The sequence below is a fragment of the Acinetobacter sp. AKBS16 genome (genome assembly GCF_002899995.1).
In the GTDB taxonomy this organism is placed as follows: Bacteria; Pseudomonadota; Gammaproteobacteria; order Pseudomonadales; family Moraxellaceae; genus Acinetobacter; species Acinetobacter baumannii.
This window is the reverse complement of record NZ_POYH01000011.1, coordinates 81911-97743: the sequence shown is the minus strand read 5'-3', so window position 1 is coordinate 97743 and position 15833 is coordinate 81911. Positions and strand designations below refer to the sequence as shown.

14 protein-coding genes, 1 pseudogene and 1 riboswitch are annotated in these 15833 nt (G+C 41.5%); of the genes and pseudogenes, 10 read left to right on the top strand and 5 right to left on the bottom strand.

The features are described from left to right. The 6 genes and pseudogenes from C1642_RS02110 to gluQRS all read left to right on the top strand — a co-directional run. A pseudogene (locus C1642_RS02110) lies at window positions 1-499 on the top strand (hypothetical protein); the annotation flags it as partial. A gap of 34 nt (window positions 500-533) precedes the next feature. Further along, a riboswitch (TPP riboswitch) is annotated at window positions 534-668 on the top strand. Between the two features lie 90 nt (window positions 669-758). Then, entirely contained in the window at window positions 759-2636 is a 1878-nt protein-coding gene (gene thiC, locus C1642_RS02105; protein ID WP_002053187.1) for a phosphomethylpyrimidine synthase ThiC, read from the top strand. A 75-nt stretch (window positions 2637-2711) separates the two neighbouring features. Next, window positions 2712-3338 carry an NUDIX domain-containing protein gene (locus C1642_RS02100; RefSeq protein WP_000029221.1) on the top strand — a complete coding sequence of 209 codons (627 nt, stop codon included), beginning with the start codon at window positions 2712-2714 and terminating at the stop codon, window positions 3336-3338. 4 nt (window positions 3339-3342) lie between these two features. Then, entirely contained in the window at window positions 3343-4155 is an 813-nt protein-coding gene (gene cpdA / locus C1642_RS02095) for a 3',5'-cyclic-AMP phosphodiesterase (protein WP_103235849.1), read from the top strand. Window positions 4156-4365: 210 nt separating this feature from the next. After that, window positions 4366-4902 carry an RNA polymerase-binding protein DksA gene (gene dksA / locus C1642_RS02090; RefSeq protein ID WP_001262524.1) on the top strand — a complete coding sequence of 179 codons (537 nt, stop codon included), beginning with the start codon at window positions 4366-4368 and terminating at the stop codon, window positions 4900-4902. 2 nt (window positions 4903-4904) lie between these two features. Further along, window positions 4905-5837, top strand: coding sequence for a tRNA glutamyl-Q(34) synthetase GluQRS (gene gluQRS / locus C1642_RS02085; protein WP_000216738.1), 933 nt, complete (start codon window positions 4905-4907; stop codon window positions 5835-5837). 49 nt (window positions 5838-5886) lie between these two features. Here gluQRS and ftsW read toward each other — a convergent pair whose 3' ends face one another. The 5 genes from ftsW to C1642_RS02060 form a co-directional block, all read right to left on the bottom strand. After that, a complete protein-coding gene (gene ftsW, locus C1642_RS02080) occupies window positions 5887-7083 on the bottom strand; it encodes a putative lipid II flippase FtsW (protein WP_000907680.1) in 1197 nt (398 codons plus the stop codon). Between the two features lie 24 nt (window positions 7084-7107). After that, window positions 7108-8454: a UDP-N-acetylmuramoyl-L-alanine--D-glutamate ligase gene (gene murD / locus C1642_RS02075; protein WP_000908238.1), complete on the bottom strand. Its 1347-nt coding sequence runs from the start codon at window positions 8452-8454 to the stop codon at window positions 7108-7110. 160 nt (window positions 8455-8614) lie between these two features. Further along, window positions 8615-8866, bottom strand: a complete 252-nt coding sequence (locus C1642_RS02070) for a DUF6587 family protein (RefSeq protein WP_000942501.1) — start codon at window positions 8864-8866, stop codon at window positions 8615-8617. A 20-nt stretch (window positions 8867-8886) separates the two neighbouring features. Then, complete coding sequence (feoB, locus tag C1642_RS02065) at window positions 8887-10740, bottom strand: ferrous iron transporter B (protein WP_032010068.1); 1854 nt, start codon at window positions 10738-10740, stop codon at window positions 8887-8889. Continuing rightward, window positions 10737-11000 carry a FeoA family protein gene (locus tag C1642_RS02060; protein ID WP_001991212.1) on the bottom strand — a complete coding sequence of 88 codons (264 nt, stop codon included), beginning with the start codon at window positions 10998-11000 and terminating at the stop codon, window positions 10737-10739. Before C1642_RS02060 ends, feoB begins: the two co-directional genes overlap by 4 nt. Window positions 11001-11143: 143 nt before the next feature. On the opposite strand from C1642_RS02060, the gene xerD reads away from it, so the two are divergent. From xerD to thrC, 4 genes are all read left to right on the top strand, one after another. After that, window positions 11144-12064 (top strand): site-specific tyrosine recombinase XerD, encoded by a 921-nt coding sequence (gene xerD, locus C1642_RS02055; RefSeq protein ID WP_000608735.1) that lies wholly within the window; start codon window positions 11144-11146, stop codon window positions 12062-12064. A 146-nt stretch (window positions 12065-12210) separates the two neighbouring features. Next, a complete protein-coding gene (locus C1642_RS02050) occupies window positions 12211-13026 on the top strand; it encodes a DsbC family protein (protein ID WP_103235848.1) in 816 nt (271 codons plus the stop codon). A 244-nt stretch (window positions 13027-13270) separates the two neighbouring features. Beyond that, entirely contained in the window at window positions 13271-14572 is a 1302-nt protein-coding gene (locus C1642_RS02045; protein ID WP_000805827.1) for a homoserine dehydrogenase, read from the top strand. 55 nt (window positions 14573-14627) lie between these two features. Then, a complete protein-coding gene (thrC, locus tag C1642_RS02040) occupies window positions 14628-15767 on the top strand; it encodes a threonine synthase (protein WP_000063593.1) in 1140 nt (379 codons plus the stop codon). The last annotated feature ends 66 nt before the right edge of the window (window positions 15768-15833 follow it).

Genomic DNA, 15833 nt, shown 5'->3' with positions numbered 1-15833 from the left:
GGCGAAAGACAATCAAGACATTTTCTATAACGATGGTGCTTTGGCTGTTTCATGGAAAGAGCTCACTGAACGTGCTTTATTTTGGGAAAAGTTTATTCAAAAATATCCAAAGAGTTATTTTATTAATGATGCCAAATTACTCTTTAATGAATATCGATACTTCATTTTCTTTGGTCTAGATAACACACCTGTGTCGAATGAATATGCCCCGAACACATGGTTTGACCCTGATGCACTTCAGCAAATCCGCTTTTTATCAACACAGAGCCAATCAAGTTTAGCGAAACCTGCCCAACAATTTCTTAAATTTATTGCCACCCCTGTCGATGAGCGCAATAAGCAATTTAAAATAGATTTAACTGATGAAAATGGGCAAAAGAAATCTACCTATCAGATTGTGCATGAACAACTTGAACAGTTATTAAAATTTGATTCGCCATGGAACACGGAAGTCTATCGTGACTGCCATATAGATGCGGTTTGTATAGATACAAATTGACAATGCCAGCCAACCTAAAACATGTTAGTCTTTAAATCGCTTGACGGAGCGCGAGTAATAGCTCGCTGAGATTGTGTAAATTCCGTGTTATCGCAACACAAGTTTGATCACAAGTACCGTTGAACCTGATCAGGTTAAGACCTGCGTAGGAATCAAGCCATCTGAAAACTTACAGCCCTCAATTTATCTAGTTAAAGATAAATCCGCCATCGTTTTTGGTCGTGCTTGATTCGTTGATGTTATTCATAAGGATCATGTGATGAACCAGTTAACGAATCTTTCTTCTGCTGAAATTTCAGCACAACATGAACAAGATGCAAAAGATTTAACCCGCATCTTACCCGCTTCAAAAAAAGTTTATATTGAAGGCTCTCGTCCTGATATTCAGGTTCCAATGCGAGAAATTTCTTTAACCGATACCCCTACTGGTCTTGGTGGTGAACATAACCCTCCTGTTATGGTTTATGACACCTCAGGTGTTTATACCGACCCGAATGTTCAAATCGATTTAAATAAAGGTTTACCTTCAGTTCGCCAAAAATGGATTGAAGAACGTAACGATACTGACGTACTTGCTGGTTTAACTTCAAAGTTTGGTCAAGAACGTTTAAAAGATATTCGTACCGCTGACATTCGTTTTGCTCACATTCAAAACCCACGCCGTGCTAAAGCTGGCAAAAATGTCACGCAAATGCACTATGCCAAGCAAGGCATTATCACGCCTGAAATGGAATATATTGCGATTCGTGAAAATCAGCGTCAACGTGAAGCTGTAGATATGCGCCAGCACCCAGGTCAAAACTTTGGTGCGAAAAACTTAAAAGAAATTACACCTGAGTTTGTTCGCCAAGAAGTTGCCGAAGGCCGCGCTATTATTCCTGCCAACATTAACCACCCAGAACTTGAACCAATGATTATTGGCCGTAACTTCTTGGTTAAGATTAATGCCAATATTGGTAACTCGGCGCTTGGTTCTTCAATTGATGAAGAAGTTGCGAAAATGACATGGGCAACCCGTTGGGGCGCTGACACCATTATGGACTTGTCTACAGGTAAGAACATTCATGAAACACGTGAATGGATTATTCGTAACTCACCAGTTCCAATCGGTACCGTACCAATTTATCAAGCACTTGAAAAAGTTGATGGTGTTGCTGAGAACCTGACTTGGGAAATCTTTAAAGACACGCTGATTGAACAAGCTGAACAAGGCGTTGACTACTTCACGATTCACGCAGGTGTATTGCTTCGCTATGTGCCACTTACAGCAAACCGCTTAACAGGTATTGTGTCTCGTGGTGGTTCAATCATGGCGCAGTGGTGTCTCGCTCATCATGAAGAGAACTTCTTATACACACACTTCGATGAAATCTGTGAAATCATGAAAGCCTATGACGTGTCATTTAGCTTAGGCGATGGCTTACGTCCGGGTTGTATTCAAGATGCAAATGACGAAGCGCAGTTCAGTGAACTTAAAACACTGGGTGAGCTGACTCACCGTGCATGGGAACATGATGTTCAGGTCATGATCGAAGGTCCGGGTCATGTACCAATGCACATGATTAAAGAGAACATGGACTTGCAGTTAGAAGTGTGTAAAGAAGCTCCATTCTATACGCTTGGACCTTTAACCACAGATATCGCTCCGGGTTATGACCACATTACTTCTGCTATTGGTGCAGCCATGATTGGGTGGTATGGCACAGCAATGCTTTGCTATGTGACACCTAAAGAACATTTAGGTTTGCCAAACAAGAAAGATGTGAAAGACGGAATTATTACCTACAAGATTGCAGCACACGCAGCCGATCTTGCCAAAGGTCATCCGGGTGCACAGGTTCGTGATAATGCCTTGTCTAAAGCACGTTTCGAATTCCGTTGGGATGACCAGTTCAACCTAAGCCTAGACCCCGATACAGCACGCAGCATGCATGACGAGACTTTACCAAAAGAAGCGCATAAATCTGCTCACTTTTGCTCAATGTGTGGTCCAAAATTCTGTTCGATGAAAATCACCCAGAATGTACGTGACTATGCCAACAATCTCACCAATAGCGATTCAGAGGTTGAAGAAGGCCTCAAAGCGATGAAAGAGGTTTATCAAGAGCAAGGACAAAAACTGTATCATAAAGTGTAAATATTCAAAAAAAACACTTGCCTAGCCATGATTCTCGGTTAGGATGAAATAAATAGATTTCGTCCTGATCGAATCATGAGTATTGTCGAGCGTCCAAGTTATACATCTAAAGATGTCGAAGTAACATCACGTGAACCTCTGTTCAGTGGTTTTATTCAAGTTGAAAAAGTCAGCCTTCGACATCGTCTATTTAATCAATCTGAATATACTCCTGTATTGCAGCGCGAACTTGTGCATCGGCCTGAAGCGGCTGGCGTTCTACTCTACAATGATCAAAAACAACAGTTTGCCCTGATTGAACAGTTTCGTGTTGGTGCTTTAGATGACTCCCATTCGCCATGGCAACTCGAAATTATCGCAGGTGTATTAGATGGCAATGAATCACCAGAAAGTTGCATTCGACGCGAGAGCCTTGAAGAATCAGGTTGCGAAGTTCAGGATTTAGAACATCTATTTAGTTTTTACCCATCAGCTGGCGCCTGTTCAGAGTTATTTCATCTGTATGTTGCCGAAACCAATTTACCTGCTGTAGGCGGTGTTTTTGGGGTAGATAATGAGGGTGAAAATATTCAGCTGCATTTGTTTAGTTATAGTGAAATTCAAACACTACTCGACAGCGGACGTTTAAGAAATGCCCCTGTTATTATGGCATTACAATGGCTGGCTCAACACAGCAAAACGATAATAAATCCGAAGAGGTAGGACGGTGACTTTTCAAGTCTCAACACTTTCACAAAAAAATCATGTCATCATACAAATTACCGATACACATTTATTGGAGTATCCACAGCTAGAATTTGTGGGGATGAATCCTGAAGAAAGTTTCCACGCCATTATTCAACAGATACTAAAACAACATCCCGAAGCTGATGCGATTATTCATACCGGTGACCTCGCACAAGCCCCAACACCTATTACCTACAAACGTTATATCAATTTTATGCAAACCTTGGGTCTGCCTTTTTTCCAGACCCTCGGCAATCATGACAATGTCGACCACTTTCCTCTACATAACGAAAACCATCAACAACCTGTAGTTGTCGGTTTAGGAAACTGGCGTGTGATTATGCTAAATAGCGCAGTAAAGGGAAAAGTAGATGGTCATCTGTCTTCGGAACAATTAGAAAATTTAGCGAATTTACTTGAACAATTTGCAGATCATCCTGTTTTGCTGGCTTGTCATCACCATCCATTTGCCATGAAATCAAAATGGATTGACCACCATAAGCTTCAAAACTCAAATGCACTTTTAGATACCTTAAGTCCATTTCAAAACGTGAAGGCCCTAGTCTGCGGACATGTTCATCAAGATTCCCTTAATATCTGGCAAGGTATCGAGTTTTTTTCTACGCCTTCCACAAGTGTACAGTTTAAGCCGTTTAGTAATGATTTTGCACTCGACCAAAATGCACCGGGTTATCGTTACATTCGTCTGAATAACGATGGTAGTTTTGAAACAAAAGTGTTTCGCCTTGAAAATTTCAAAACCTGTATAAATACTGATATTTCAGGTTATTAGCCCTAAAGTTTATATAACCCAAAAGAATTATGACTAGGGTAAACACGTTTTGAAAATATTTACGGGACAGAATGACTATCATCTTGCAGGAAAAATCTATATGATGACGACCCGATGGAAAAATCCATCGATGGTTTTCTATAAAAACACTTGCATATCACCATATTTTTTGCGTATAGATAATACGTGTATGATGAGGAATGCCCTATTATGGCGAATGACAACCACAACCAAGTTTTGGATGAACATACAGAAGTTGTAGTAGAAGGTGATAAAGCTTCTGCAAAACGTGCACGTAAAGTGAAACCTAAAACTTCTGACGTAGGCTCAACTGCAAGTTTATTTGGTATTGCACCTTATCAACCTAAGAAAAATGAAGAGTACATGTCTGAAGGACAGCTCGAGCATTTCCGACAAATTCTGCAAGCATGGAAAGCTGAATTAATGTCTGAAGTTGATCGTACTTTAAATACGATGCAAGATGAATCAACTGCATTGCCAGACGTAAATGACCGTGCTACCCAAGAAGAAGAATTTGCAATTGAATTACGTACACGTGACCGTGAACGTAAATTAATTCGTAAAATCGAACAATCTCTTGAAGCGATTAAAAACGAAGACTACGGTTTCTGTGAAACTTGTGGTATCGAAATCGGCTTACGTCGTTTAGAAGCACGTCCAACTGCAACGTTATGTATTGACTGCAAAACTTTGGCAGAAATTAAAGAGAAGCAAAATAACGGTTAATTGTGACGGTTAAGAATTCTCCAGCCGAGCTTAGTTCGGCTCTTGCGAATCAGCGAAACGATGTTCCACTGATTCGCTACTCAGGTCGGTTTGCGCCCTCGCCAACCGGCCCTTTACATTTCGGATCACTCATTACTGCTGTTGCCAGTTACTGCGATGCCAGAGCCCATCAAGGTCGATGGTTAGTGCGTGTTGAAGACACCGATATCCCCCGCATCTACCCCGGTAGTGAAGACCATATACTCGCATCACTTGAAGCTTTTCAGTTCGATCCGGATGCCGAGATCATTTTTCAAAAAGACCGCCTAGATATTTACGAAAGTGTATTAGATCAACTTAAAAAAGAGGGTCTGGTTTACGCCTGTCAATGTACCCGTAAAATGCTCGGTTCAAACGCTATCTATGCAGGCACATGTCGAGATTTGCATCTCGACTTCCAACATCAAGCCATTCGGGTAAAAGTTCAAGATCAGCCAATCTGTTTCGATGACCGCCTACAAGGGATTCATTGTTCTAATCTAGAGCATGACCTTGGTGATTTTGTCCTTAAACGCCGTGATGGAATTATTAACTACCAGCTTGCTGTCGTCGTAGATGATTACCTACAAGGCATTACTCATGTTGTGCGAGGCGCAGACCTGTTAGATAACACTGAGCGTCAAATCTGGCTTGGTCAACTCCTCGGCTACCCTAAGCTGAGTTACATGCATCTTCCGCTCGCCATGAACGACCAAGGGCAAAAACTTTCAAAGCAAAACCTTGCCCATGCACTTGATTTAACAAAGGCTCCTGAATTACTACAACAAGCCATACAAGCCTTAGGTCAACCACAGGTTGATTTAGATCGTCCCGAAGTGATGCTCAAGCAGGCGGTAACCCAGTGGAATGTAGATTTGATTCCTCATGGACAACAACTTTGCGGAACATATCTATAAATAATAAAAAGCCCGATTTGATATCGGGCTTTTTATAACGCTTCATGGTTTAGAAGTTTGATTCTTCCCTCTCAGGGTTCACTTCTTGAGTTGAAGCATCAATCTTTAAGATCAAGCTAATCATAGCTGCACACATCATTAAAGACGTACCACCATAACTAATAAATGGCAGAGTTAAACCTTTGGTTGGCATTAAGCCCATGTTCATACCCGCATTTACCAAAATCTGGAGTAAGAAAATAATACTAATACCGTAAGCCAAATAACCCGCACGAAGGTAATGATGTTTCAAAGCACGGTGGCCGATTTTGATACAACATGCCAGCATCAAGAAAGATAAGCCAATGACAATTGAAATACCAAAGAAACCAAATTCTTCACCTAACACAGCCAACATAAAGTCAGTATGCGCTTCTGGTAAATAAGAAAGCTTTTGAACACTATGCCCCAAGCCTGTACCAAACCACTCACCACGACCAAAAGCCATTAATGCATTTGATAACTGATAACCCACGCCTAATGGGTCTGCCCAAGGGTCAGTAAACGAAATCAAACGTTGGAAACGGTAAGGTTCAAATAAAATCAAAAACACAATACCCGTGACAATTGCACCAAGCATGATTAAGAATTGTGTTGGAGGCGCACCCGCTAAAAAGAACACCCCGACCATCATCATGACAATAACCACCGTCGCACCCAAGTCAGGCTCGGCAATAATTAAACCTACCGTAATTGCCATAACGCCACTTAAACGAAGTAAGCCTTTCCAGTGGGTACGAACTTCTTTAGCACGGCGTACTACGTAATCTGCGGTAAAGATGGCCATCATGACCTTGGCAACCTCTGTTGGCTGCAAGGTAAAACCACCAATTTTAATCCAACGTGTGGAACCGTTAACTTCCGAACCTACAGCCAAAGCCGCAAGTAACAGAACCATGGTTAATAACCACAATGGAAAGGTATTTTTAAACCATGTATTGAGTGATATTCGATAGGTTAAATAAGCCACCACGCCAGCAGCAACGATTGAGATCCCATGACGAATCACATAGTGAAATGGGTTTTCATGCATATATTCAGCATAAGGCATGGAAGCAGATGCGACCATCACCGAACCGATACATAACAATGCAACCACACAGAAAATCAAGACATTACGTGGCGTCACTTCCGCTGGCCATTTCGGCAATATCCGTTCATACCAATGATTGATTTTCTGGATTGTGGTCTGAGCTAAGCCTGCCATACTACATTCCTAATCATATTTTCTTTAAACCAACGAATTGACGCAGGCAACAAACTGCTGACCACGGTCATTATAACTTTTAAACATATCAAAACTTGCACATGCTGGTGATAGCAATACCACATCTTCAGCTTGTGTTTCACGTTGACACAGCTCGACAGCTTCTTTAAGCGTTGCTGCATGTAAAATTTTAGTTGCGCCTTGAATGGCTTGTTCGATGACAGGCGCATCTTCACCAATCAATACCACAACTTTGGCATATTTTTCGATAGAAGAACGTAAAGGAGAAAAATCTTGCCCTTTGCCCTGTCCACCTAAAATAAGCGCAACCTTACCTTTTTTCACTTCAATGGCAGCACCTAAGCCATCAATTGCTGCAAGTGTAGCACCAACATTGGTACCTTTAGAGTCATTATAATAACGGACATCATGCACGGTTTTAACGTACTCACAGCGGTGCTCTAGTCCTTTAAATTTTTTTAAAGTTTCAAGCATTGACTCCATAGGTAAACCAATTGCTTCCCCCAATGCTAAACAAGCTAAAGCATTAGCTACATTGTGCATACCTTGAATATATAAATCTGAGCTTTTAATTAACCGCTGTAAACCACGAGCAAGCCAAAGCGTACCGTCGGCATCTCTTAAAACGCCATATTGATTTAAATCTGGTGCGTTTAAACCAAAGCTTTGCATTGGTGTCGTATCAGGAACAAGTGGGCGACTTAAAGCATCGTCTCGGTTAAATACAACTTTTTTAGCGCCTTGGAAAATACGATGTTTTGCTTGGTGATACCCCAGCATATTTCCATGACGGTCTAAATGGTCTTCACTCATATTGAGAACCACTGCTACCTCAGCGTTTAAGTGAGAGGTGGTTTCTAATTGAAAGCTCGATAACTCAAGGACCAGTAACTCTGGTTGATCTTTAAGTAAATCTAACGCTGGTCGACCAAGATTGCCGCCTACTGCAACTTTCTTACCTGCATCCTTAGCCATTAAGCCAATTAAAGTCGTTACAGTACTTTTTGCATTGGAACCTGTAATCGCTACAATCGGCACATCAGTGGCACGGCGCAATAACTGGATATCGCCCACCACAGAAATACCCTTAGCAATAGCTGCCTGAATTTCCGGTAATTGCGGTGCAAGGCCTGGGCTTAAAATAATCTCTTCTGCTTGTAATAATAATTCTTGATCAAGTTGACCAAAACTGGTTTTAACGCCAGCCGGAATCTGATCGTGTCCGGGAGGTGTGGGGCGGGAATCCGTTACAGCAACTTGGTAGCCTTGTTCATGCAGGAAATTTACAGCAGAAACGCCTGATATTCCCAAGCCTGCGACAACTTTTAATCCACCACGTTGTATTAACATTTTTGCCCCACAATTTATCAATCGACAGAATGGCAAAAATGTTAGCACTTTGCTGTTTTGAATGCTTTTTCAGTTTGAACTTTATTCATCTTTTTTTGTGTCAGTGCGTAAAAAAGCCATCAATATGATGGCTTTTTATACGAAACAGGAATGGCTGAATTTATTGCCATTTAACTGGTTTAATTTCTTGAACTGTATTAGTTGGTTTATCTTCACTTGAGCAGCCACAGCCACCTGCACAACCAAAAGTCATTTTTGGTTTCAGCCATTTTGCTAAAGTTGCCCAACCCTGCTTTTCACAAAAAACGGATAGTGCTGAAAAGGCCGAGTTTGCTGTTTTTGGAAATACTTTCTTAAAAACAACAACAGCACTCCAAATCACCAAAACCGCAATAATCAGATATTGAAGCATATACAACCTCCTTTATTGCCTTAACCCCAGTAGTGGGAAGCAATTTGATAGGTAACAAACGATGCAAAATAAGCTAAACCAAACAGATATGCAGTCATAACTGCAACATGTTTCCATGAACCTGTTTCACGACGTACTGTTGCCAATGTTGCCAAACAATGCGGCGCATAAATGAACCACACTAAAAGCGATAAACCTGTTGCCAACGACCACCCTGTACCATCTGCACTAATCAAATGAGACAAACCTTGTGCTACCGCATCTTCATCGGTTGCCGACAAGGCATATACGGTACCTAATGCAGCGACCACAACTTCACGGGCTGCCATAGCCGGGATTAAGGCAATACAGATTTGCCAGTTAAAACCAACTGGAGCGAATAAAGGCTGGATAAGGTGTCCAAGCATACCTGCGAAGCTGTAATCTATAGCAGGCAATGTTGCCCCTTCTGGTGGTTGTGGGAAAGTACACAAGAACCAGAGCAAAATAGAAAGCGCAAAAATAATACCGCCGACACGCTTCAAGAAGATCTTCGCACGATCTAACAAACCGATTCCCACACTTTTTAAATCAGGGAAACGATAACTCGGCAGCTCTAGCAGTAAAGCGTGTTGAGACTTATCTTTTTGGAAAAATTTCATTAAGAATGAAACACACAGTGCACTCACAATCCCAGCCATATACAGACCGAAAAGCACCAGTCCTTGTAGGTTGAAAATACCCCAGACCATTTTCTCTGGAATAAATGCAGCAATCAGCAAGGCATATACGGGTAAACGTGCCGAACAAGTCATTAGTGGCGCAACCATAATCGTTGTAAAACGGTCACGAGGGTCACTAATACTACGCGTTGCCATAATTCCCGGTACTGCACAAGCAAAGCTTGAAAGTAACGGAATAAAAGCACGTCCACTTAAACCGGCTTGAAACATTAATTTATCAAGTAAAAATGCTGCACGCGGTAAATAGCCTGATTCTTCAAGTACTAAAATGAAGAAGAACAAAATTAGAATTTGTGGCAAGAAAACAACTACACCACCAGCACCCGCGATAATGCCGTCAACCACCAGACTATGCAGTAGTGGCTGTGTAATCACAGAACCGACTACTTCACCCAGCCAGCCGAAGAAGCCTTCAATACCATCCATAAAAGGCGCTGCCCATGCAAAAACTGCTTGGAACACAATAAACATCATGATGGCAAGACTAAGTAGACCTAAGACTGGATGTAAGAAAATTCGATCGAGAAAATCAGTACGCTTGTCTTCCTGATCAACATAATGAACAACATCTTTAAAAATCATATCGATTTTTTGATGATGAGTCCCAGTTAAGCCACTCAGTTCAGTTTGTGGCACACTGTATTTTTCTTGATCAAGGGCATGTAATAAATTTTCAATACCCGCATTACGGACAGCTACTGTTTCAACGACTGGTACGCCCAAACGTTGAGATAACTTTTGAGTATTAATCTGGATACCACGACGACGTGCTTCATCCATCATATTCAGTACTAGTAAAATCGGACGACCCAACTCGATCATTTCGAGTACAAGGCCTAAATGCAATTTTAAGTTGGTCGCATCAACCACACATAAAAAAGCGTCTTGTTGCCCCTCTTCCGCTATTTTTCCTAAACAGACATCACGAGTAATTGCTTCATCCGGACTGGTCGCATTAAGACTGTATGTACCCGGCAAATCGAGCACTCGAACTGAACGGCCTGAAGGTAACTGAAAATGACCAACTTTACGCTCGACCGTTACACCGGCATAGTTGGCGACTTTTTGTCTAGTTCCAGTTAAATGGTTAAAAAGAGAGGTTTTACCACAGTTAGGGTTTCCCACAAGGGCAATACGTAACGCATCACTCATGCGGGTACTCCTTCTTCTACCTGAATTTCGATTTTTTCCGCTTCTGCTTTACGTAAAGCGAAACGAGTAAAGCCAATTTGGATTAAGATCGGATCACCACCAAAAACACCTTTGGTAATCACTTCCACTCGCGTGCCTGGTACAAAACCCAGACTTTCCAAACGAATTGCGACCAAATCTTGCTGCTCGGACTCTACTTCTATCCGATTCACTTTGGTGATGGTCGCCGCTTGCTTCACTTTCAACGCTGATAAACGCACCGCATCCGATCCTAAACCTTTTTTACTAGTATACATATAAATGAGAATAATTACCAAATAAGGTTAGATTTCAATTCTTATAGAGTTTAATCGACAAACCTTAAAGTTTCTTTTACAGTACAGTGGTTTAGAGGAAGTTGTTTATGATAAATAAAAAACCGCGTATTCCAAGCCCTGTTCAAATTCCTGAACATTTAAGCTTTTTACAAGGTTTTCGCGACTATCTGGTTGCACAAACGGTCAGTCCGCATACGCGCAATGCCTATTTATCTGACCTGATTCAATGTAGTGAACTTCATAAAAAAAATAGATTGCCAGATTGGACGAGCGATGACATTTCTGACGTCCTCATTGAACTTACAAAAGTAGGGAAAAGCCCACGCTCAATTGCTCGTTGCTTATCTGCCCTACGTCAGTTTTATAAATTTCTACGTGAACAGAAATTACGAAGTGATAATCCTGTAGCTACTCACCATTCACCAAAAATTGGACGAGCCTTACCTAAAGACTTGTCTGAAGAAGATGTAGAAGCGCTCATTCAGGCGCCAGACATTACAACGGCGTTGGGCTTACGTGACCGAGCAATGTTTGAAGTCCTTTACGCTTGTGGTTTACGTGTCTCTGAATTACTGAATTTACGCCTCGAACTTATTAATTTAAAACAAGGTTACCTGCGTATTACGGGTAAAGGTAACAAAGAACGTTTAGTGCCTTTAGGCCAATATGCCTGCGACTGGGTGGAGCGCTATTTAAACGAGGCACGTCCACAACTTTATAAAAGTTCAACTGACTATTTATTTTTAACCCAGCACGGTGGAATTATGAGCCGTCAGAACTTTTGGTATGCCATTAAGCGTTATGCGCTACAGGCCAATATTCAGGCTGAACTTTCACCTCATACCTTACGTCATGCTTTTGCCACGCATCTACTTAATCACGGGGCGGACTTACGCGTAGTACAAATGTTACTGGGTCATAGTGATTTATCAACCACGCAAATCTATACGCATGTAGCACAAGTCAGAATGCAACAATTGCATGAAAAACATCACCCTAGGGGTTAAATTTTTTTAAAAGAATATTTTGAAATACACCAAACAATCACTTGATTTCGTTCACAAAGGTTAAGAAAGTTTTAACAATAGACACTAGATTTTTTGTTATGCTTAGCAGCTTCTGACTATAAATACTGATGAAATAAGGGTTATCTATGTCCTTTACCCGATCTCAAATTTTTCTTGTCTGTGCTTTGGCTTCTAGCCTGTTGTTCAGTGCTTGTTCTAAAGAAAACAAACCACAAAAAGAAGATGCGCTCACAGCGACCGCACCTGCTACAGGGGAAGCTTCAACCATTATTGAACGCAATGCTAAACAGCGTTTAATTGAAACTTTGCAAAAACAATTTAAGAATGCAAATATCAACGTCAAAATTTTAGATATTAAGCCTACCGAAGTTCCTAATTTATATTGGGTTAACCTTGAAGGAATGACGTCGGTTTATACAACAAGTGATGGTAAATACCTGATTCAAGGTGATGTCATCCGTTTAGGCGGTAAAGAACTTCATAATATCGGCGATAGCCTTCAAGCCTCAGAAAACAAAAAGCATCTTGCTGCTTTAAAAAATGAAGACTTAATTGTTTATCCAGCTAAAGGCGGTAAAGCTAAACATGTGATTTATGTGTTTACTGATGCAAGCTGTCCTTACTGCCATAAATTACATGAGCATTTAGCTGAGATTAATGAGAAAGGTATTGAGGTACGTTACATTGCATGGCCACGCGGCGAACAGTTTATGCCAACTATGGAAGCGGTTTGGTGTAGTGCAGACCGTAAAGCTGCATTTGACCAAGCTGTACAGGGCATTAGTATTCCACCTGCTCAATGTAAAAATCCGGTTCGTGAACAATACCAACTTGGTCTAAACATGGGCGTAAATGGTACACCAGCTATTTATAATGTTGATGGTGATTACTTGGGTGGCTACTTAACACCAGATGAATTGATTAAGCGATTGGATAAATAACCCTCTCCAAGTTGATGAATAATTCATCACCCATCTTACAAATAAAGCGCTGATCTTATTGCAGCGCTTTGTTTTTTCAATAAATACTTCTTCTCATACCAGTGTTTAAAGAGTGATCTACTCTTCTTTTCCAAACATTGCACTCTAAATCACTGAACAGGCGCTAAAAGCGCTAGAGTCTGGCGTTTTTTTTAGCTATGATCTAGCTTCAATTAAATGATTCAATGATGATATGGAGTGTGACGTGAAACCAGTTCGCCTGGCAATACTCGGTCTAGGTACCGTAGGTGGAGGAGCCCTTAAACTACTACAAGAAAATGCCGCTGAAATTAAACGTCGCACCGGTCGAGAAATTCAAATTACCCACGTTGGAACACGTCGTCCTCGTCCAGATCTCGAATTGGAAGGGATTAAACAAAGCGCAGACTTACTTGATATCGTTCGTCAACCCGATGTGGATGTGGTTGTAGAAGTTATGGGTGGTATTCATCCTGCTTACGAAATCATTATGGAAGCGATCAAGCACGGCAAACAAGTCGTGACTGCAAACAAAGCATTACTCGCTGAACATGGTAATGAACTATTTAAAGCAGCAGAAGATAATGCTGTACAAATTGCTTATGAAGCAGCTGTTGCGGGTGGCATCCCAATTATTAAAGTAATCCGTGAAGGCCTTGCGGCAAACCATATCGAATGGCTTGCAGGCATTATTAATGGCACAGGTAACTTTATTTTGACTGAAATGCGTGAAAAAGGCCGCGCATTTGATGATGTATTAAAAGAAGCTCAAGAACTCGGTTATGCAGAAGCGGACCCAACTTTTGACGTTGAAGGTATTGACGCTGCACACAAGCTTACAATTTTAGCTTCTTGTGCGTTTGGTATTCCTTTGCAATTCGATAAAGTCTATACCGAAGGTATCAGCAAAATTACTGCACAAGATGTGAAGTATGCTGAGGAGCTGGGTTTCCGTATTAAACATCTAGGCATTGCCCGCCGTGCTGAAAAGGGTATTGAGCTACGTGTTCACCCAACACTTATTCCAGATGAGCAGCTTATTGCGAACGTAAACGGCGTTAAAAATGCTGTTTTAGTTCAAGCCAACGCAGTAGGCCCAACGCTTTATTACGGTGCTGGTGCTGGTGCAGGCCCAACAGCTTCTGCGGTTGTTGCCGATGTAATTGATATCGTTCGTGATATTTCTTATACAGAAGATGGCGCAGGCACAATTCCTCAACTGGCTTTTGAAGCATTAACAAATATGCCAATTTTAAGCCGTGAAGAAATGACCACAGGTTATTACATCCGCTTAAATGCTGAAGATCAGACTGGTGTACTTGCAGATGTGACGACCATCTTAAGCCGTGCCGGAATCAGTATTGATGCCATCATGCAACAATCTCGCTTAAAAGACCTCATTCCAATTGTGATTTTGACCGATCCAATCGTTGAATCCAAAATGGATGACGCTCTTGCGCAAATTCAAGCATTACCTGCAATTCGTGGCGAAATCGTAAGAATTCGTTTAGAATCGCTCGATAGTTAATCAGGTTGAGGGAAAGATTCCCTCTCCCGCTTCACCTCATAATTGGAACACCATCATGTCTAATGCCAATCGTTATACTGGTCTTGTAGATCGTTATCGTGACCGTTTGCCAGTTTCGGCAACTACTCGTGCTATCTCTTTGGGTGAAGGCAACACCCCTCTCATTAAACTTGAGAATATTCCACGTATTATTGGCAAAGACGTTGAAATTTATGTGAAATACGAGGGCTTAAACCCGACTGGTTCATTTAAAGACCGTGGTATGACCATGGCTGTAACCAAAGCAGTTGAAGAAGGCTCTAAAGCAATTATCTGTGCATCTACAGGTAACACTTCTGCTGCTGCTGCTGCCTATGCTGCACGTGCAGGTATCAAAGCGTTTGTTTTGATTCCGGAAGGCAAAATTGCGATGGGTAAAATGGCGCAAGCCATGATGTATGGTGCGATCACTATGCAAATTCGTGGTAACTTCGATGATGGTATGCGTCTTGTAAAAGAAGTGGCTGATCAAGCACCTGTAACGATTGTAAACTCAATCAACCCTTACCGTTTGCAAGGTCAAAAAACTATTGCTTATGAAATCGTTGAAGCTTTAGGCCGTGCACCTGATTACCACTGCTTACCAGTTGGTAACGCAGGTAACATTACAGCTCACTGGATGGGTTATACCGAAGCAGTAGCTAACCAGCCTGCTGACCAATTTGAACAAGTTGTTTATGACGCTGCGACTGATCAATTCACTGGTCCAAAACCAGAAGGCTTACCAACAATGGTAGGTTATCAAGCTTCTGGCGCAGCTCCTTTCTTACGTGGTGCTCCAGTAGAAAAACCGGAAACAGTTGCAACTGCGATTCGTATTGGTAACCCACAAAGCTGGAACCATGCAAAAGCTGTAGTACGTGACTCTAAAGGTTGGTTCGATGAACTTCAAGACAGCGAAATTTTAGAAGCTCAACGCTTACTTTCTATGTATGAAGGTGTATTTGTTGAGCCAGCATCTGCTGCTTCTATTGGCGGTGCAATCCGTGATATTAAAGCGGGTAAAATTGCTGAAGGTTCTGTCATTGTATGTACTGTAACGGGTAATGGCTTGAAAGACCCTGATACAGCAATCAAACAATGTGCTGATGCAGTGATGTTGTCAATTGATGCAACAATGGACCAAGTAAAAGATTCGATTTTATCTAATATGTAAAATCTGAGTTTTTATAAAAAGCGGCTGTTTAATACAGCCGTTTTTTTATGCTTTTTAAATGGCATA